General features: G+C 63.1%; 18 protein-coding genes and 1 pseudogene. 17 read left to right on the top strand and 2 right to left on the bottom strand.

Annotated elements, in window-relative coordinates:
* Positions 1–91: 91 nt before the first annotated feature.
* Both G5S35_RS38640 and G5S35_RS38635 read left to right on the top strand, forming a co-directional pair.
* Positions 92–919, top strand: coding sequence for an SDR family oxidoreductase (locus G5S35_RS38640; RefSeq protein ID WP_183040740.1), 828 nt, complete (start codon positions 92–94; stop codon positions 917–919).
* A gap of 20 nt (positions 920–939) precedes the next feature.
* Positions 940–1,893 carry an HTH-type transcriptional regulator ArgP gene (locus G5S35_RS38635; protein WP_116611346.1) on the top strand — a complete coding sequence of 318 codons (954 nt, stop codon included), beginning with the start codon at positions 940–942 and terminating at the stop codon, positions 1,891–1,893.
* 439 nt (positions 1,894–2,332) lie between these two features.
* Here the strand turns inward: G5S35_RS38635 and G5S35_RS38630 are convergent, their stop codons facing one another.
* Together G5S35_RS38630 and G5S35_RS38625 are read right to left on the bottom strand one after the other, a co-directional pair.
* Positions 2,333–3,613: an SLC5/6 family protein gene (locus tag G5S35_RS38630; RefSeq protein WP_183040739.1), complete on the bottom strand. Its 1,281-nt coding sequence runs from the start codon at positions 3,611–3,613 to the stop codon at positions 2,333–2,335.
* Positions 3,606–4,547 (bottom strand): fatty acid desaturase, encoded by a 942-nt coding sequence (locus tag G5S35_RS38625; RefSeq protein ID WP_183040738.1) that lies wholly within the window; start codon positions 4,545–4,547, stop codon positions 3,606–3,608. Before G5S35_RS38625 ends, G5S35_RS38630 begins: the two co-directional genes overlap by 8 nt.
* 209 nt (positions 4,548–4,756) lie before the next feature.
* Between G5S35_RS38625 and G5S35_RS38620 the strand changes: the two genes are divergently transcribed.
* The 15 genes and pseudogenes from G5S35_RS38620 (at position 4,757) to virB11 (ending at position 17,260) form a co-directional block, all read left to right on the top strand.
* A complete protein-coding gene (locus tag G5S35_RS38620; RefSeq protein ID WP_309147651.1) occupies positions 4,757–5,155 on the top strand; it encodes an ACT domain-containing protein in 399 nt (132 codons plus the stop codon).
* Positions 5,156–5,356: 201 nt separating this feature from the next.
* Positions 5,357–5,899 (top strand): hypothetical protein, encoded by a 543-nt coding sequence (locus G5S35_RS38615; RefSeq protein WP_224042243.1) that lies wholly within the window; start codon positions 5,357–5,359, stop codon positions 5,897–5,899.
* Between the two features lie 115 nt (positions 5,900–6,014).
* Positions 6,015–6,254, top strand: a complete 240-nt coding sequence (locus G5S35_RS38610) for a helix-turn-helix transcriptional regulator (protein WP_110329418.1) — start codon at positions 6,015–6,017, stop codon at positions 6,252–6,254.
* The gene (locus tag G5S35_RS38605; RefSeq protein ID WP_110329417.1) at positions 6,247–6,531 is read left to right on the top strand and encodes a hypothetical protein; all 285 of its coding nucleotides are present in this window, start codon (positions 6,247–6,249) and stop codon (positions 6,529–6,531) included. The genes G5S35_RS38610 and G5S35_RS38605 overlap by 8 nt, the downstream gene beginning before the upstream one ends.
* Before the next feature lie 443 nt (positions 6,532–6,974).
* The gene (locus G5S35_RS38600; protein ID WP_237182013.1) at positions 6,975–7,469 is read left to right on the top strand and encodes a hypothetical protein; all 495 of its coding nucleotides are present in this window, start codon (positions 6,975–6,977) and stop codon (positions 7,467–7,469) included.
* Positions 7,469–8,122, top strand: coding sequence for a lytic transglycosylase domain-containing protein (locus G5S35_RS38595; RefSeq protein ID WP_116611343.1), 654 nt, complete (start codon positions 7,469–7,471; stop codon positions 8,120–8,122). Before G5S35_RS38600 ends, G5S35_RS38595 begins: the two co-directional genes overlap by 1 nt.
* A 52-nt stretch (positions 8,123–8,174) precedes the next feature.
* Positions 8,175–8,516 (top strand): TrbC/VirB2 family protein, encoded by a 342-nt coding sequence (locus G5S35_RS38590; RefSeq protein ID WP_110329414.1) that lies wholly within the window; start codon positions 8,175–8,177, stop codon positions 8,514–8,516.
* A 16-nt stretch (positions 8,517–8,532) separates the two neighbouring features.
* Entirely contained in the window at positions 8,533–8,853 is a 321-nt protein-coding gene (locus G5S35_RS38585) for a VirB3 family type IV secretion system protein (RefSeq protein WP_183040736.1), read from the top strand.
* 1 nt (position 8,854) lies between these two features.
* Positions 8,855–11,347, top strand: a pseudogene (locus tag G5S35_RS38580) (VirB4 family type IV secretion/conjugal transfer ATPase).
* A complete protein-coding gene (locus tag G5S35_RS38575) occupies positions 11,344–12,498 on the top strand; it encodes a TrbL/VirB6 family protein (protein WP_183040735.1) in 1,155 nt (384 codons plus the stop codon). Before G5S35_RS38580 ends, G5S35_RS38575 begins: the two are co-directional and overlap by 4 nt.
* Positions 12,499–12,521: 23 nt before the next feature.
* Positions 12,522–13,217: a P-type DNA transfer protein VirB5 gene (gene virB5, locus G5S35_RS38570; protein WP_116611442.1), complete on the top strand. Its 696-nt coding sequence runs from the start codon at positions 12,522–12,524 to the stop codon at positions 13,215–13,217.
* A 180-nt stretch (positions 13,218–13,397) separates the two neighbouring features.
* Positions 13,398–14,102 (top strand): VirB8 family type IV secretion system protein, encoded by a 705-nt coding sequence (locus G5S35_RS38565; protein ID WP_116611339.1) that lies wholly within the window; start codon positions 13,398–13,400, stop codon positions 14,100–14,102.
* Complete coding sequence (locus G5S35_RS38560) at positions 14,099–14,923, top strand: TrbG/VirB9 family P-type conjugative transfer protein (protein ID WP_116611338.1); 825 nt, start codon at positions 14,099–14,101, stop codon at positions 14,921–14,923. Before G5S35_RS38565 ends, G5S35_RS38560 begins: the two co-directional genes overlap by 4 nt.
* Positions 14,916–16,145, top strand: coding sequence for a type IV secretion system protein VirB10 (gene virB10, locus G5S35_RS38555; RefSeq protein ID WP_116611337.1), 1,230 nt, complete (start codon positions 14,916–14,918; stop codon positions 16,143–16,145). Before G5S35_RS38560 ends, virB10 begins: the two co-directional genes overlap by 8 nt.
* Positions 16,142–17,260, top strand: coding sequence for a P-type DNA transfer ATPase VirB11 (gene virB11 / locus G5S35_RS38550; protein WP_116611336.1), 1,119 nt, complete (start codon positions 16,142–16,144; stop codon positions 17,258–17,260). Before virB10 ends, virB11 begins: the two co-directional genes overlap by 4 nt.
* Positions 17,261–17,268 lie beyond the last annotated feature (8 nt).

The raw sequence follows: 17,268 nt of genomic DNA, 5'->3' as shown, positions 1-17,268 counted from the left end.
TTCCTTCAACGGCTCATGCTAATTGACAGTGGTTCACACACCAATCACATCGCCTTAGCATGGATCGCGGACTCGTTTAACGGAGAGAGCAATGACGAAAAACTGGCTGATCACAGGTGCTTCGAGCGGGCTCGGGCGCGGACTGACCGAGCGCTTGCTGGCGCGCGGCGACGCTGTGGTGGCGACGCTGCGCAAACCCGGCGCGCTTGACGATCTGAAGACGCAACACGGCGATCGCTTGAAAATCGTCGCGTGCGACGTGGCCGATGCCGATGCGATCCGGGCTGCGGTCGCAGATGCCTTCGCGGCTCGCGAACGGATCGACGTCGTCGTCAGCAATGCGGGTTACGGCTTGTTCGGCGCGGCGGAGGAATTGAGCGACGCGCAGATCGAACGGCAAATCGCCACCAACCTGACCGGCTCGATCCAGCTGATTCGCGCCGCCGTCGCGCGTCTGCGGTTGCAGGGCGGCGGACGCATAGTACAAGTGTCGTCGGAAGGGGGGCAGATTTCCTATCCAGGCTTCAGTGTGTATCACGCGACGAAGTGGGGCATCGAGGGTTTCGTCGAAGCCGTCACGCAAGAGGTGGCAGCGTTCGGCATCGACTTCGTGATCGTGGAGCCCGGGCCCACGCGCACCAACTTCGGTGCGGGACTGGATCGAGCGGCGCCGCTCGACGCGTACGACGGCACGCCAGTGCGCGAACTGCGGCGCACGATCGACGCGGGTTATTTCGAATTGGCCGATGCGAGCAAAACGGTCGATGCGATGCTTGCAGCGATCGACAGTCCGTCTCCGCCGTTCCGGGTGGCGCTCGGCAGGTCCGCCTACGAGTCGGTCCGCACCGAGTTGGCCAAACGCCTCGCCGTGCTGGAGCCGCAGAAGACCGTCGCGCTTTCCGTGATGGAGCGCGCATAACGAGCGCGCAGAATCTGGTCATGAATTTTGATCGACAACAGTTGGAGGCATTTTCCGCCATTGTGGAGACGCGGCATTTCGGACGTGCCGCCAAGTTGTTGAGTATCACTCGTGGTGCGGTGTCTCTTCGGCTCAAGGCACTTGAGGAGGAGTTCGGTACTCCACTGGTTGTGCGAGATGGAAATGTCCCCACGCCAGCAGGCGAGGTCCTGCTGAGGCATATCCGTGTGCTCAAGATGCTCGAGGCGGAAACGCAGCAGCAGATTAAACCAACGGACGGCATGCACCCACGCGTGGCTATCGCTGTGAATGCGGATTCCCTCGCAACGTGGTTCGAGGCTGTCGCCTGGGAAATCGCGGAAAGAAACGTAGCTCTCGAACTGATCGTTGACGATCAGGATTACACCCTACCACTGCTGACCAAGGGAGAGGCGATGGGCTGTGTTTCGACCTCCAGCAATCCCCCGACTGGTTTTCTCGCTGAACCCATTGGCATGATGGAGTATGAGTGTGTCGCGAACGTGGAGTTCGCCGCAAAGTTCTTCCCGCAAGGCCTGGGGTTGCATGGCGTCCTTGCCGCGCCTGCGGTGCTCTACAACCGGAAGGATGGATTGCACACGCTGTTTCTCGAGCGACTTCTGGACCTTGAGGTACGGAACTACGCGACGCATTACTTTCCGTCACCGTCGGCATTGCTGGCTGCGATCGAGAAGGGGATAGGGTACGGACTCGTTCCCTGTCTGCAAGCCAGCTCTCTGATCGAAGCGGGCAAGCTGGTGCGCCTCGCGCCTCAGCATAAGGTGGAAGTCAACCTCTATTGGCATCATTGGGAAACTGCCCCGTCGAATGCCCAGGCGATTAGCGAACTTGTGGTGCGTCATGCGCGCCGGGCGCTCATTCAGGCGGGTGATCATGCTATGTCGTTCAGCGATGATGATGAGTCTGTTGACACTGATCATCCCAGTGAGCGTTGATGCGGTTCTGCCGGAGTTAGGCACTGAAATCTTCTCTGGCTGATTGGGGCGCGAAATCGCAGGGATGCAGCGAACGCAAGGCCATGCCGGTATTAGCGGCGTTGCTTCCGGCATGTGGATGGTGTCGGTCCACTCGGTCTGGACACGTAGTGCCGATACCCAAGCGCAAACCTGCAACGATTGCTTTGCGGCTCGGTCCTGAATCGGGTGGCCAACACCGAGTCGCCGGTATGCTTGGTGCGGCGACAGTCCTGCCCGTCTGGTGATTGTTTTTTTCTCACTGCCAAAGAAGAGCGCCACGCCGAGAACATCGCAGACCGTTTTCATTGGTCGTCCCCGGGCGGTCAACACGAGCGCGCAACTTGGTCTTCCACAAGCGGCCGTAGGCCATCATGCGATGTTATGCACCGATGGCCGGGAATCCATGGACCACCCATCCCTATGAGCGTTGATGGACTTCTCGCGCACCGACGCGGTCAGGTTTGGTCTGGATGATTGCGGCGCGCGATCGCAAGGCCGCAAATAGCGCGCAGGGCCATCCCAGTATGAGCGGTGTCGCTTCCGGTAGGTGGATAACACGTGTCCATTCAATCAGCGCACACAGGGCGGACACGCCTGCGCCGACAAACATGGATCGCCTCGCAGCCCGGTTCAGAACCGGATAGCCCAGCAACGTCAATATGAGCAACGGGACCACCGCCGCCAGATAGACGACGTTCAATGTCACCATCACGTTGATAATGCTTTGTCCATAGATCGCGATGAGTGTCGCTGCGAAGATGGGCAGCATCCGGTGGAAGCCAGGTGGAATGGAGACGCCGCGAGATACGGCGGCCGTCGCGTCGCTCATGGCGCGAAGAATCGAGCAGGCCGAACCAAGGGCCGTTATTATCAAGACGCATGTGACCGCCCGCGACATGACATGACTGGAACTGCCGATCACTCGAATGAGCAGTGTGGGGACTACTTGCGCTTGATCGGCCAGATGGCTGAGATGCCACAGATTTGCTCCGGCGATGACCGCAGTGGCGGGTAGAAATCCGATTCCCAGCACGATTGTCGCAGCAATCAGACAGCCGGATCGAGCGTGCGCCGAAGTTCGCGCCATCGCAGGAAACTGCTGATAGTCAGCGCCGCACAGGACTAGCACGGCAACGGATAGTAGTACCAACGCCGTGTGCTCAACCGGTTGCATGTGTATCGACTTCTCGAAGATCACCGGCGCGCGAAGCCATAGGATCAAGTTGTGCGTTTCCGCCAACGCAAGGACCAGCACGGCGGTGCATCCGCACATACAGAGCGCGAAGATGCCGGAGAGCCATGAGATCCTGAGAAACGAAAATGCGAGCACGAGGCAATCGACCGAGATAATCGAGGCGGCTTGCGGCATGCCCGACAGCGCCAGTATTGATGATGCTCCGCGAATCTGGGTGCTTAGCACGCCAGTCATCCAGATCAACGAAAATGCCGCGACCTGCTGGCTGATGGCGGGACCATATAGTGAGCCGAAATATGTCCAGATGGACTGCCCGGTCCTCTGGAGGCGAGCCGCTGAAAGCGCTAGTGCTAAAAGACCGATTGCTGTCGCGACAGCGTACAGGCAGGCGGCCATGCCTTGTCGCAGTGCGAGTTCGCCTGTTCCCAGGAAGAACCCGATTCCGCAACTGGTCGACACCAGCAGGCTTGCGACTTCCCAGACATTCAATGTTCGATCAGCCATGACTCACTCCCCAACCGAAGACGCTGGAGTGTTGCCCGACGAGGTACGACGGACATACGATGGCGTGCTCATTGAAGACCGGCAGGCTCATCAGCTGAGCATGTAATGCAGGCAACTGGTGATACGGCACGGCCGGGAAAAGATGGTGCGTGAGATGGTAGCCGTTGTGATGTGGGTGGATCAAAGTCGACGACACCCCGTTATCTGGAATTTCGCGCGTAGAACTGAAGATACCTCCGGGTTTGAGACCGTAATGGTCGGTCATCTCCCGGAAGGTCGTGATGGCATGGAAAACGGTGATACGCGCGCCGAGCCACAGCGCGAGGAATATCGTCCCGAGATGGGCATTGACGACGAACAGCGGCGACGTCGTCACCGTCCACCACGCCGCAATATATAGCTGCTGGCGACGGCGACAATGGCCGTTCGTCAAATGACCCATGATCGATCCACGAAGGATCGGGAATTTGACAAGATATCGGGTGTAGACGCGAAGCCAAGAGTCTCCTTCGTGTGCCAGTGGAGGCAGCAGGTCGGGGTCGCGCTGTACGTCACCCAGCCATGCGTGGTGGCGTGCGTGCAGCTCGCGGTAGACAGTCAGACTGTTCAATAGAGGAGGGGCAAGCAGGAGATGCGCAAGGGAATCGTTGATGCGACGATTCTGGCTCAGGTTGCCGTGACTGGCTTCATGCAGAAGATTGCCCAGTGCGCGCTGTCGATTCCCTATAGTGACCAATGCGATTGGAGCGATCGCCCATCCGAGTCGATATACGACGAGGACAGAGAGGGCGATTATCATCCAGTCCACGGCGATATCGGAAACGGCGCGCCACGTATCCGCTTTCGGCGATTGCCAGGCAGGATTGCAGGCAAGAAGGGACTGCCTGATTGAGATTCGGTCCATCAGGATCGACGATGTAACGCCGTGACTCATGTCGGCCTCCGTCGGAAGCGTGAACTCCCCGCGGTTCGGATTGATGGAAGTATTTAATTTTATGTATGTGGTGACCTGAGGATAGACAGGATTCAGCTCGTCATCGGGGCGGTTAATAATTTTCCGGGGTATTTAATTTTTCTGGCGGCAGGAAGCGGTAAGCGGTGGTGTAAGGTTCAGTTGAGGCACCTCAACTCATGGAGGAATCATTGAGCGAGAAAAACCTTGCGACGCTATGTGCGACGATCGAGCCGGAGATGGCTGAGCCGGTTTACGTCTACTGCTCCTTTCCCGATTTCGCGCTGCCCGAAGGCTTGTCGGCGCTTTTCACTTTCAGGGAAGTCGAAGGGTTGACCGCTGTGCTGGATTTGCGGGATGCCGACAATTACGCATTGGCGTACACATTCAAGGCGCGGCTCATTACGCTCAAAGTGCATTCGAGCCTGGAGGCGGTTGGTTTTCTGGCCGTCGTATCGGCACATCTCGCCAAGGCAGCAATTCCCTGCAACGCAATCGCCGGTTACTACCACGATCACATTCTCGTTCCCGTTGATCGCGCGGACGAGGCACTTTCGGTGTTGACGGAGATACGCGGGACTACCGTTTGAGCCCCGGGGATAGCTCGGGATTAACGCCGATGCGGTGAGTTTTGCTGATGGCCGGATAGTTAACGTGCCGGCCACTTTATCTGTCTTGCGTCCGAGCAGTTCCCTTTCTAGATTGCTTTTGTAAGATCATATATAAGAGCAATTGTGAATCGGGGATTCGTTACCGTCCTGCTGATAATGCACGGAGGGGAAGGAGGGCAGATGTGCCATTCCAGGAGTGGTGATCTTCACACCGCAGACAGCGAGGTTCTCACTGAATCGGTCGAGTACTGGCGAACCCGTTTCGAAGACGCCGAGGCTCACGCATCGCGTCTCGCATGCCGTCTGCGCGGACGTGACCAGCGAATTCTGCAGCTCGAGCGCGCCCTCGCGCGTACCGCTGCACTTCATCATGCGCTTGAGGACAGTCTCGAGCAGCGCCTCGAACAGTATTCGGGACTGCTGGAGTACACGACGGAGCGGGATCGGTCGCTCCAGGTTCCATCGGACCATGCGGGCAGCAGCGTCATCGTCCGGCTGCCGCACCTGACGCGCACGCTTTCTCTTCTCTTTGAGGTTATGTGGGAGCACTGGGCACAGTGGGACCCGGAGCGTCCACCCAAGTCGTCAACCGTTGCACGCGCCATTGATGCGAAGCTCGGGCTCAAAGGGCAGGCCGATGGGGAGGCCTCCCGCAACGCGCAGTCGTTTGCGGCTGCACTGCGCCCCGACTCCCTCGGCGATGCAGATGGCCGTCACCGTTGAAGCCAAACCCCGACGGATGATTCCGCCGGCATGACGGGATTTTCCGCTCCGTCTCCTGCTGCTTGAATCGGATCTGTGCCGGTCAGATCCGGGCAAAGCCAGGAGGACGGAAATCATGTCGGATTCGATACAGGTGGCAGGCGCGATTTTGCGTCGCAGGCAGGTCGAGCAGCTTGTCGGGTTGTCTCGTTCGACGATCTATCAGCGGATGCGGGACGGCACGTTTCCCCGGGCGATTTCACTCGGCGGGAGAATGGTTGGGTGGCGTGTATCGGAGATCGAGTTATTTCTGGCGGACCCGGCCGGATACCGGGTGTCGTCCACCACGCCCAGCGAGGGGAACGGCGATGATTGACGTATCCCGTACCTCGCTCGAATCCCGGCTGGATAACTGGGCAAACGCCGCACGCGGTCCGCATGATGCGGTCGACGCGGCGAAGATCGAGGCTGCATGGCGATGCCTCGAGCCTCATCACAAGGAGTTGCTTCGCATGGTGTACCTGTGGCACGCTGGTCGCGAGGTGGTGTGCCGTCGCCTCCGGATTCCCCGTCATCCGCGCAGCCGGTATGAGCTGGAACTGGCGTCGGCCCGGCGCGCGCTCGCACGCCAGCTCGAGAAAGGCACGACATAAACTTTTTTTCGGATCTTGCCGGATCGCCCAGGAACTCACGGGACGACGCCCCATAAAACCCGGCAATTTCGACGCTTGATTCGCCGCAGAGTCGAGTCTAGAGTGCAGTCAACAACCTGTTCCGGTCGATGCACAAACGCAAGACCGAGTACGCGTTAGCGGCCCGATGTACCGACGTATGTGCGTTGGTGTGGTGGCCGGGATGCGAATAAAGCCTGCCAACCCGATGGTCGCAGGCTTTTTTATTGTCTGGTGCTGATCCCCCTTGAACCCGCGGCGTGCCTCCCCGGCCCCGCGGGTTCCTTTTTCCGCGCACATCCGTTTCGGTACTTCGGCTTGATGGAATGGATGGAGGGTGGATCGTGAAGACGGGTCGGACTGTTCCCCGGTGTCCCGGACCGCGTGCGATACAACGTATCGCGCGCCGCTGGTCGATGGCGTTGATGCTGCTTTCCAGCACCTCGATCTTCGCACCCGGTGTGGCCCACGCAGATGACTGGGGCTGCCAGGTGCTCCTGTGCCTGTCCAATCCTGGTGGCCCGGAACAGTACGGCGAGTGCGTACCACCGATCGAGAAACTGTGGAGTGCACTGCGTCACGGCGAGCCGTTTCCGACCTGCGACTTCGGCGCCGGCGGTTCCCAGGGCACGTTTGCGACCAGCACCTTCGCAAGCGGTGGGTACTGCCGCGAAGACCTGCTGTACTGGGGCGGCTCCGAGCAGAGCGAGTTGCTGTGCCGCGCCACCGGGGCGATCAACGTCGAGATCGACAACCAGCTCTACACCCGCGTCTGGTGGGACGTGAGCGGTCAGGATCGCACGCTCACCGAATTCTACGGCGCGGGCAGCACGCAGGTCACATATGACCCGTCGCAGTCCTCCTCGAGGTTCCTGCAGCAGATGGAGCAGCAGGACGGCGCGAGCGGTGGGGGCCAGTGATGTTGCCGCTCGACTTCATCGCGCTCGCGCAGCAGTGCGCGCCGCAGGTTTCGCCGTTGACGATGGCTGCAATCGTGCGAACCGAATCGGGCTTCAACCCGTATGCGATCGGCGTTGTACATGGCCGGCTTGAGCGTCAGCCCGCAAACGAGGCCGAGGCCGCTGCAACGGTACATGCGCTGGAGCGCGGCGGCTGGAATTTCAGCGTCGGGCTCGCGCAGGTGAACCGCTCCAACTGGCCGGTCTATGGCCTGGGCGAGCGCAGCGCGTTCGACACGTGCCGCAACCTGGCCGCAGGCGCCGCGATTCTCCAGGGCTGCTTCGAACTGGCGCGGCGGGCACATGCGCGTGCATCGGCCGATGCCCAGTCGGACCTCCGCGCAGGCCTGTCCTGCTACGCCAGCGGCGATTTCTCGACCGGCTACCGGACGGGCTATGTACAGCGTGTGGTTGGCAACGCCAGCGCCGCGTCGACGCCCACGACGTCCGTCGTCGTGCCAGCCATTGCGCCGATCCCGGTCATTCCGGTCGATGTCGGTGCCCGCAGATCGCCGGAGCAATCCCAAACGGAACCGCATTCCGCATCGAAACCGGCAGATACGTCATCCCCGAGTTCCGGCGCCGATCCAGACGGTAGCGCCGTGGTGTTCTAGCCCGTCAGCCGGGCAGTAACGGAAAAGGATTCAGTGCGTAGAGGAGCCGTAAATGAAATCAGGATATCTAAGTTGTCTGACGCGTATCCGCACCAATCCAGATGGGGGACGGGGTGCTCGACTGGTAGCCCGATGGGTAATCACGGCATCTGTGGGACTGCTGGCTACGTCGCCCGCGTGGGCCCAACTCTCCCAGGTCAACACGCTGCTGACCACGATCCAGACGACGCTGCTCGGTGTCGGCGGCGTGATCTGCTCGATCTCCATCATCTGGGCCGGCTTCCGGATGATGTTCCAGCACGCCCGTTTCGGCGACATCGCCAACGTGTTCATCGGCGGGCTCTTCGTCGGCTGCGCGACCGTGATCGCCGGCATGCTGATTCCGACGAGCTGATCCGGGAGCGCGAACCATGAATCCGCTCAAGGATCCTGTCTTCAAGGGTGCCACGCGCCCCGCAATGATCTGGGGCGTGCCGCTGGTGGCCTTCCTGATGATCGGCGGCGGCATGCTGATCCCGGCCATCTGGGCGTTGCTCGCGAGTCCGCCGCTCGGCGTCGCGATCCTTTTCCTGATGATCCCGGTGTTTGTCGTGATGCGTGTGATCACGCGCCACGACGACCAGCGCCTCGCGCAGTACCTGTTGCGCCTACGTATGGTGCCGCGCCAGCGCAACCGCCGCTTCTGGGGCGGGCACGCCTACGTACCGATCCGCCTGAAGAGGAGGACGTGACATGCCGGCCGAACCGCAACTTGTGTCCGTCGCCAACCGGGAAGTGCCGCTCGCAGGCTATATCCCGTACTCGACGCACGTCACCGACTACGTCGTCAAGACACGCGAAGGCGACTACCTGCAGGTCTGGAAGATCGCCGGCATCGCGTTCGAGGCGGCAGACCCGGCCGATATTCTCGCGCGGCACGACGGCTTCAACCAGTTCGTACGGGGCCTGGCCGGCGGCCATGTGGCGCTGTGGTCGCATCGCCTGCGCCGGCGCGTGACGGACCGCTTCTCGACGGAGTACCGCAACCGCTTCTGCGAGGAACTGGCGACGCGCTACTACGCGAGCTTCGCGGGCTACCGGATGATGGCCAACGAGCTGTACCTGACGCTGGTCTACCGGCCGAACCGCACCCGGCTCGGGCGGGTTTTCAGTCGCGCCGCGCGGCGCACGCGCGACGATATCCGGCGCGACCAGCTCGATGCGCTGAAGGTCATGGCCGAGCTGGCCGCCCAGGTTGAATCGAGCCTCAAGCCCTACGATCCGGTCGCGCTCGGCGTCTATACGCGGCAAAGTCCCTTCACGCCACACCCGCGCCGCTATTCGTCGGCACTGGAACTGTTCGGTTATCTGGTGAACGGCGTCTGGGAGCGCGAGCCCGTACCGTCCGGCCCGATCCGCGAGGCGCTGCCGACCTCACGCCTGTTCGTCGGTGCCGAGAAGATCGAGATCCGTATGCCGGCCGCAACGCGCTTCGCCGCGATGCTCGACCTGAAGGACTATCCGGAAGACACCGAACCAGGGATGCTCAACGGCCTGCTGTACGGCGACTTCGAGTACATCGAGACGCAGTCGCTTACGATTCTCGACCGGCCCAGCGCGAAGGAAGCGCTGGAGCGGCAGCGCAACCAGCTGATCGCGGGCGAGGATGTCGCCGTGTCGCAGGTCGAGGCAATGGACCGCGCGCTCGATGAACTGGTCAACGGCGATTTCGTCCTCGGCGAACATCACTATTCGCTGGCCGTGCTCGGCGACACGCTGGATGACGTATCGCGCAGCGTGGCGAAGGCGCGCACGCAACTGGCCGATGCCGGCTTCCAGACCGCACTGATCGACCTCGTCTCTGATGCGGCCTAGTTCGCGCAGCTACCGGGCAACTGGCGCTACCGCCCACGCGAAGCGAAGCTCACCTCGCGCAATTTCTGCGGCCTGTCGAGCCTGCACAATTTTGCGACGGGAAAACGCGACGGCAATCCGTGGGGCGAGGCGATCACTATCGTCAAGACGCCGAGCGGCCAGCCGCTCTACCTGAATTTCCACGTCACGCCCGACAAGCAGGATTCGCTCGACGAGAAGGCGCTCGCCAATACCCAGATCATCGGCCGTGCCGGCGCGGGCAAGACTGTGCTCGAACTGTTCCTGCTCGCGATGGCGACGAAGTACGGCATCACGGCCGTGCTGTTCGACAAGGACCGCGGCACCGAGATCGCGATCCGGGCGATGGGAGGCACCTATACGGTGTTTCGTCGCGGCGAGCCGACCGGGCTGAACCCGTTCCAGATGGAACCGGGCGAACCTGTGATCGATTTCTGGGAGCGGCTGCTCCGCAAGCTCGTTGACATCGGCGTGGCACTGTCCGCGAAGGACGAACTCGACATCTCGCGCGCGGTGCGCGAGGTCGCGCGCATGGACAAGCCGCTGCGGCGTCTCTCGATGGTCCGGCAACTCCTGCCGAACGTGGGCGAGAACAGCCTGCATGCGCGGCTCGCCAAATGGTGCGCGGGCGGCCGCCTGGGCTGGGTGCTCGACAACCCGACCGACCGCATCGATCTTGCGCACGCGACGCTGTTCGGCTTCGACGATACCGAGCTGCTCGACGACGCGGAGGTCGCCACGCCTGTCACGATGTACCTGCTGCACCGGACCGAAGACCTGATCGACGGCCGGCGTTTCGTGTACGTCATGACCGAATTCTGGAAGCGCCTGGGCGATCCGGTCTTCACCGACTTTGCCCAGAACAAGCAGAAGACGATCCGCAAGCAGAACGGGCTCGGGATCTTCGACACGCAGTCGCCGGCCGATGTGCTGCGCAGCCCGATTGCCAGTGCGCTGATCGAGCAGAGCGCGACGTTCTTCTTCCTGCCGAACCCGCGCGCCGATTACGACGACTACGTACGCGGCTTCAAGCTGACCGAGGCCGAATTCAACATCGTGCGCAATCTTGGCGAGAACAGCCGCATGTTCCTCGTCAAGCAGGGACATCGCTCGGCCATTGGCCGGCTCGATCTCGCGGGTCTGGGCGACGTGCTCGACGTGTTGTCCGGCACGACCGACAACGTGGAACTGCTCGACACGATCCGCGCCCAGGTCGGCGACCTGCCGCAGAACTGGTTGCCCATCTTCCACGAGCAGCTGGCGAAGCGCCGCGCGGCGCAGTCAGAACAGGCCAGTGCGCGCCAGTCGAAGCACTGGCCAGGGCCGGAGTCAGGGCAGGGAGGTGTGCGATGAGCGGCCTCTTCACCGCTGTCGGCGGCACCCTCGAAAACGGCATGTCGACCTACGTCACGAACGTCTCGTCGGCGCTGTCCGGCGCGCTTGTGCCTGTTGTGACTACTGGCGTCACGATCTGGGTGCTCGCCTATGGTCTCGCGGTCGTGCGCGGTGAAGCACACGAAGCCGTGCCGGCGTTCGCGTGGCGCGGACTTAAAGTGGCGATCACGCTCGCGTTCGCGCTGAGCACCGGCATCTACCAGCAGCAGGTCGTGACCGCTGTTGATGGTGCGACGTCCGGGCTAGCGCAGACGATCCAGAACGCGGCGAATACCACAGGTGGCGGCAATCCGGGTTGCGGCTCAGTCAACGGCAGCAGCGTGATGGGGCAGGGTGCTGCGACCAGCATCTACCAGACGCTCGACTGTTATGACCAGCAGATCGATCTCGTGATGGACGCCTACTTCGACAAGGCGACGCATGAGGGATTCAGTCCGAGCGGCCTCGCCGCCGCCATTGGCGACTTTACGTGCGGTCTGATAGCCGCGCTCGGCGGCTCGATCTTCCTGATCGTGCTCGCGTTCGAGGTCGTGATGGCGCGGATGCTGCTCGATCTCGTACTCGGCCTGGGCCCCGTCTTCATTGCCTGCGCGGCGTTCTCTCCGACCGCCCGCTTCTTCGAGGCATGGACCGCGAAGGTCGTCAATTACGCGCTGCTGCAGGTGCTCGTTGCTGCCTTCCTCGGCATGGCGCTCACGGCGTTTTCTTCCGATCTCACCACGCTTCATGCGACTGCCTCGCCCGGCGCCGATGCGTCGGTCGTGATGCAGGGCATCTCGGCCGCGCTCGACGACGCGGCGGCGGCCGCCACGGCGCTCGGCCTGTTTGCGACCGGCGTGTTTCTCGCCATGGTCGGCTGGCAGTTGCCGTCTGTCGCGTCGGGCCTGTCAGGTGGCGCAACGCTTTCCGGTTTCGGCGCGTTCGTGGCGGGTGTTGCTTCGCGCAGCGCCATGACGGCCGTCGGCCGCGCGCTCAGGGGCAACGGACGCGGCCCGCGTTCCGGCGGCGAGATTCATGACCGGACAGGTTCCGGTGGCGGATCGGGTGGTGGAACGACGCCCGCCTATCAGCGCGCGGCGCGCGCGAACCTGGGCCAGCAGGGCGATTGAATACGGACGGTGAGGTGATGACGATGAGCGGACGAAACAGATGGATCGGTGCGGTGTTCGTACCGGCAATGTGGTGCGGCGGCGCGCACGCGCAGGGCATCCCGGTCTTTGACGCGCAGAACGTCGCGCAGGCCATCGCGACGGTCGCCCAACTGGAGCAGCAGGTGCAGCAGGAAATCCAGATCTACCAGTCGACGGTCGGCACGCGCGGTTTCGGTGCGCTGATGAGCAATCCGGTCGTGGCGAAGTCGCTGCCGTCGAACTGGCAGAGCGTCTACACGGCGGTCCAGAACGGCGGCTACGCGGGCCTGACGGGCAGTGCGCAGGCGCTGCGTTCGGCGAGCCAGATCTACAACTGCGAGGACCAGACCGGGATCGACCAGCAGGTCTGCCAGCGTGCGTTGAACAAGCCGTTCCAGGACAAGGCGTTCGGGCAGCAGGCGTACCAGACCGAGCTGCAGGAGCTGAACCAGATCCAGAGCCTCGCGCAGCAGATCGATGTGACCCAGGATCCGAAGGGCATCGCCGAACTGCAGGCACGCATCCAGGCCGAGACGACGACGGTCAACAACGAGATGACGAAGCTCCAACTGTTCCGGATGCTGTCCGACGCCGAGGACAGGCTCGTGGCCGAGCAGCAGGGTGAACTGGTACTAAGTCGCGCGGGCAAGACCAGCCGCCTGCAGGACCAGATGGTTCCCGCGTCGTTCGGGAACTGAGGAGGAAGCCATGTCCGTGCCGACTCCCCTGATCCTCGCCGGCTGCATCGTCTGGAGCTTGGCCGCGTGCAGCAGTAGTCCACCGAAACCGGTTCTGCCGGATGGCCTGCACCGTGTGCCGGTCAATCGTGTGCTGCCTGTTCCCGATGTACCGGCTGCACCTGAAACTGGAGACCGGTCATGAGCGCGCCGCACGACTACGGGCGCGTGCTCGACATCGAGGCGTCGCTGACCTGGCTGCAGGAACGCTCCGAACGGCGCGCGTGGCATGTCGCCTATGCGGCAGTCGGCGTCGCCGTGCTGAGCGTGACCGCACTCGCGGTGATGGTGCCGTTCTACCGCGTCGTGCCTTTGCCGATCGAGGTCGATCGCCTGACGGGCGAGTCCCAGGTGATCGACGTACTCGATGCGCGCCATGTGCGTACGAAGGAGATCCAGGACAAGCACTGGGTCGAGACCTACGTGCGCGAGCGCGAACGCTATGACTGGGGCCTGCTGCAGATGGACTACGACAGCGTGCTCGCGATGAGCGATGACGTGGTCGCGCGCGACTACCGCGGCATCTACAGCGGTCCCGATGCGCTCGACCGGCAGCTCGGGGCGGGTACCGAGCGGCGTGTGCGGATTCTCTCGGTCACGCTGCCGCCCGATGAACCGGGCCACGCGGTCGTGCATGTCGAGCGCACCTCGTTTAAAAACGGCCAGGCCGACGCCGAGCCGACGCAGCGTTTCGTGATCACGCTGGCCTATACCTACCGGCCACCCGTGTTTACGCGCGAGAGCGTGGCCATCGCCAATCCGTTCGGCTTCAAGGTCACGGCCTACAGCCGCGATCCCGAATATACGCCGCCAGCCTCCGCTGCGGCGGTGGGAGGCACGCCATGAGAATGCTTCTCTCCACTATGGCGATGGCGAGCCTACTGTTTTCGGGGATGGTCCACGCGGTCGATCTGCCAGGCTGGAACGACGACTCGCGCGTGCGCCAGGTGATCTATCACGCGGACGAGGTGGTACGCGTCGAGGCGCAGCGCGGTTTCGCCACGCATATCGCGCTCGATCCGCAAGAGCAGATCCAGGTGGTCGCGCCCGGTGACCGGGACGGCTGGCAGATCGTTGCGAACAGGGGCGATCACGACGTGTACCTGAAGCCGCAGCTCGCCGCGCACGACTCGAACCTCGAGATCCGCACGGACCGCCGCAGCTACAGCTTCGATCTGGTGGTGCTGCCGCTCCAGTCGAAATTCGGCAACGACCGTGTGATGTACCGCGTGACCTTCGTCTACCCGGACGAACTGGCGAAGCAGGCTCATGCGGATTCGGATGCCGGGCTGGTCGGGAAGCGACTGGCTCAACCGCCGACTGTGCGCAATGCACGGTACTCGATGCAGGTCATGCGGGATTCGGACGATATCGCAGCGACCGCCGCATGGGACGACGGGCGCTTCACCTATCTGCGCATCCCGAACAACCGTCGCATGCCGGCGGTTTTCCGGGTGGCGGACGACGGCACGGAGAGCGTGGTCGACAGGCACGTCGAGGGCGACACGATTGTCGTGCATGAGGTTGCAAAGCGGTTCGTGCTGCGGCTCGGCAAGGAAGTCGTCGGGATCTGGAACGACGCCTACGACATGGACGGCGTGCCGCCGCATGACGGCACCACGGTCAGCGGCGTGAAGCGTGTCCTGCGGAGCCACGGCGATGAATGACGATACCGGACGCAACTTGATTGAGCCTGACGATTCCGCGGGCCAGCAGCGAGCGCGGAACCCGAGTGGTGGTGCCGTGCCGATGTCCGCCGATCGCGGCATGCCGGCGCTGGGCCAGTACCGTAGCGCCCGTCCGCGAGCCTGGTGGCTGACGCCGATCGCGATCGTACTGGTGGTCGGCGCCGGTGCGGTCTGGACCGTGCATGGTTTCCTCGCGCGTCACGATGCCGAGGCGAAGGCGCGGCGTGATTCCGTGGCCGACACGTCTACGCAGGGCCGCACGTTCCGGGATGCACCTGCGTCTGCGGTCATCGCGGCATCGGCTCCGGCACCCGCGAGTACCGTTGTCGTTCATCCCGTGTCGGCGTCGGGTGTGACTGTCGCCCCGGTTAGCACCCCGCACGCGATAGCAACCCGCAGCTATTACGACGCGCCCCTGCTGGCGACGGGCGGCGGGCAGGAGGCTGCGGTCGGGCTGCCTGGCGTGCTCGAGGCCGGAAGCGTTGCCGGTGCCGCTTCATCGGTCGCCGCAGCCGTATCCGGTAGCGTGGCGGCTCCGGGCGTGAGCCAGGCGGGCGGCGCGCTCGCCCAGGCCCTGACGCCGACAGCAACGCCGCGTGTGCGCGCCGCGATGCTCGGCAATCGCAGTCTCATCCTGGCACAAGGGGCCAAGATCGACTGCGTGGGCGACACGGCCTTCGATTCGACCGAAGCCGGGATCTCGACCTGTACGGTCACAAAAAACGTGTACTCGGACGATGGGCATGTGCTGCTGATCGAACGCGGTTCGCAGATCAACAGCGAGTACCGCTCGAACCTGGCGCCGGGGAAGAAGCGCGTCTTCGTGCTGTCGGCGCGCATCAAGACCCCGAACGGCGTGACGGTCGAGATCGACTCGCCGGCCGCCGATGCGCTCGGCCGCATGGGTGTCGACGGTTACGTGAATAACCACTGGGGCCAGCGCATCGGCGCGGCGATGCTGCTCGGCATCGCGCAGGACGCGATCGGCTATCTGGCCACGCGCGGCGGCAACAGCAACGGGTCGGTGGTGTTCGAGAACACCCAGCAGCAGGGCAATGACATGGCCACGCGTGTGCTCGATAGCACGATCAACATCCCGCCGACCCTGACGCAGAACCAGGGCGCGGAATTCACGATCGTCATCGCACGCGATCTGGATTTCGGATCGGTCTATTCCCTGAAGCCGGAGGGTGCGCAATGACGTTCCGTCCTGACATGTCGGATTCGCCCCACGATCCGATGCCGGCCCGGCTGCCCGATGACGCTTCCGTACGTGAGCTGATGCGCCCGTTCGCGCCGCTGCTCGACGACGCCGATGTGACCGAACTCGTCATCAACCGGCCGCAGCGCGTGCTGACCGAGAACTCGCGCGGCTGGCACGGCCACGACTGCGTGGACCTCGATTTCGACCGGCTGATGTCGTTCGCGGTGGCGGTTGCCACGCTGACGAACCAGGAAATCTCGGCTCAGCATCCTGTCCTGTCGGCGCTGCTGCCGGGCGACGCTCGTATCCAGATCGTGGTGCCGCCGGTCGTTCCGCCGCGCACGGTGTCCGTCACGATCCGCCGGCCGTCTGCGCGCGAGAAAAGCCTCGATGCCTATCGAGAGGAGGGGCTGTTCGACGACACGGTATGGCATCGACCGGATGGGCTCGATGCGGCGCTGCCGGGGCTGCGCACAGAGGACCGCCGTCTCGTCCGGTGTCTGGAAGAGCACGACTGGGGTGCCTTCTTCGATCGTGTGGTGACGGACCGGCTCAATCTCGTGGTCGTCGGCAACACGGGGTCGGGCAAGACCAGTTTCATGAAAACCCTGTGCCGTTCGATTCCGGCGACCGAGCGGATCGTGACGATCGAGGATGTCCGCGAGCTGTTCATTCGCCACATCGAGAACTGCGTTCACCTGCTGTACAGCAAGGGTGGCCACGGCCAGGCGCGCGTCACGCCCGCCGATCTCATCGCCAGCACCATGCGTATGCGTCCCGACCGCGTGCTGCTCGCCGAGCTGCGCGGTGCCGAAGCCTACGATTTCCTGAAGCTGCTGACGACGGGGCACGCTGGCTCGATCACGAGCTACCACGCACCGAATGCCGCGGTTGCGATCGAGCGTTTCGCGCTGATGGCGAAGGAGCACCCCGAGGCTGCTGCCTGGGACGATGCCGCGCTCAAGCGCCTGCTGTTCCTCACGATCGATGTCGTCGCGCACATGGAGGCGCAGCCTATATTCGATGCCGCAGGCGAGCAGACCGGCAGGCGCTGGCGCATGACTGAAGTCTGGTTCGATCCGGTGCGCAAGGCGCGCACCGCGTTCGTATAGGGGGTGAC

The organism is Paraburkholderia tropica (assembly GCF_014171495.1).
In the GTDB taxonomy this organism is placed as follows: domain Bacteria; phylum Pseudomonadota; class Gammaproteobacteria; order Burkholderiales; family Burkholderiaceae; genus Paraburkholderia; species Paraburkholderia tropica.
Note: the sequence above shows the minus strand (reverse complement) of the source record. Positions and strands in the feature narration are given on the sequence as shown.

Excerpts from the sequence above, each read along its gene's own strand:
- G5S35_RS38640 (WP_183040740.1), top strand. The coding sequence starts at position 92 with ATGACGAAAAACTGGCTGATCACAGGTGCTTCGAGCGGGCTCGGGCGC.
- G5S35_RS38635 (WP_116611346.1), top strand. The coding sequence starts at position 940 with ATGAATTTTGATCGACAACAGTTGGAGGCATTTTCCGCCATTGTGGAG.
- G5S35_RS38630 (WP_183040739.1), bottom strand. The coding sequence starts at position 3,613 with ATGGCTGATCGAACATTGAATGTCTGGGAAGTCGCAAGCCTGCTGGTG.
- G5S35_RS38625 (WP_183040738.1), bottom strand. The coding sequence starts at position 4,547 with ATGAGTCACGGCGTTACATCGTCGATCCTGATGGACCGAATCTCAATC.
- G5S35_RS38615 (WP_224042243.1), top strand. The coding sequence starts at position 5,357 with ATGTGCCATTCCAGGAGTGGTGATCTTCACACCGCAGACAGCGAGGTT.
- G5S35_RS38610 (WP_110329418.1), top strand. The coding sequence starts at position 6,015 with ATGTCGGATTCGATACAGGTGGCAGGCGCGATTTTGCGTCGCAGGCAG.
- G5S35_RS38605 (WP_110329417.1), top strand. The coding sequence starts at position 6,247 with ATGATTGACGTATCCCGTACCTCGCTCGAATCCCGGCTGGATAACTGG.
- G5S35_RS38600 (WP_237182013.1), top strand. The coding sequence starts at position 6,975 with ATGCTGCTTTCCAGCACCTCGATCTTCGCACCCGGTGTGGCCCACGCA.
- G5S35_RS38595 (WP_116611343.1), top strand. The coding sequence starts at position 7,469 with ATGTTGCCGCTCGACTTCATCGCGCTCGCGCAGCAGTGCGCGCCGCAG.
- G5S35_RS38590 (WP_110329414.1), top strand. The coding sequence starts at position 8,175 with ATGAAATCAGGATATCTAAGTTGTCTGACGCGTATCCGCACCAATCCA.
- G5S35_RS38585 (WP_183040736.1), top strand. The coding sequence starts at position 8,533 with ATGAATCCGCTCAAGGATCCTGTCTTCAAGGGTGCCACGCGCCCCGCA.
- G5S35_RS38575 (WP_183040735.1), top strand. The coding sequence starts at position 11,344 with ATGAGCGGCCTCTTCACCGCTGTCGGCGGCACCCTCGAAAACGGCATG.
- virB5 (WP_116611442.1), top strand. The coding sequence starts at position 12,522 with ATGAGCGGACGAAACAGATGGATCGGTGCGGTGTTCGTACCGGCAATG.
- G5S35_RS38565 (WP_116611339.1), top strand. The coding sequence starts at position 13,398 with ATGAGCGCGCCGCACGACTACGGGCGCGTGCTCGACATCGAGGCGTCG.
- G5S35_RS38560 (WP_116611338.1), top strand. The coding sequence starts at position 14,099 with ATGAGAATGCTTCTCTCCACTATGGCGATGGCGAGCCTACTGTTTTCG.
- virB10 (WP_116611337.1), top strand. The coding sequence starts at position 14,916 with ATGAATGACGATACCGGACGCAACTTGATTGAGCCTGACGATTCCGCG.
- virB11 (WP_116611336.1), top strand. The coding sequence starts at position 16,142 with ATGACGTTCCGTCCTGACATGTCGGATTCGCCCCACGATCCGATGCCG.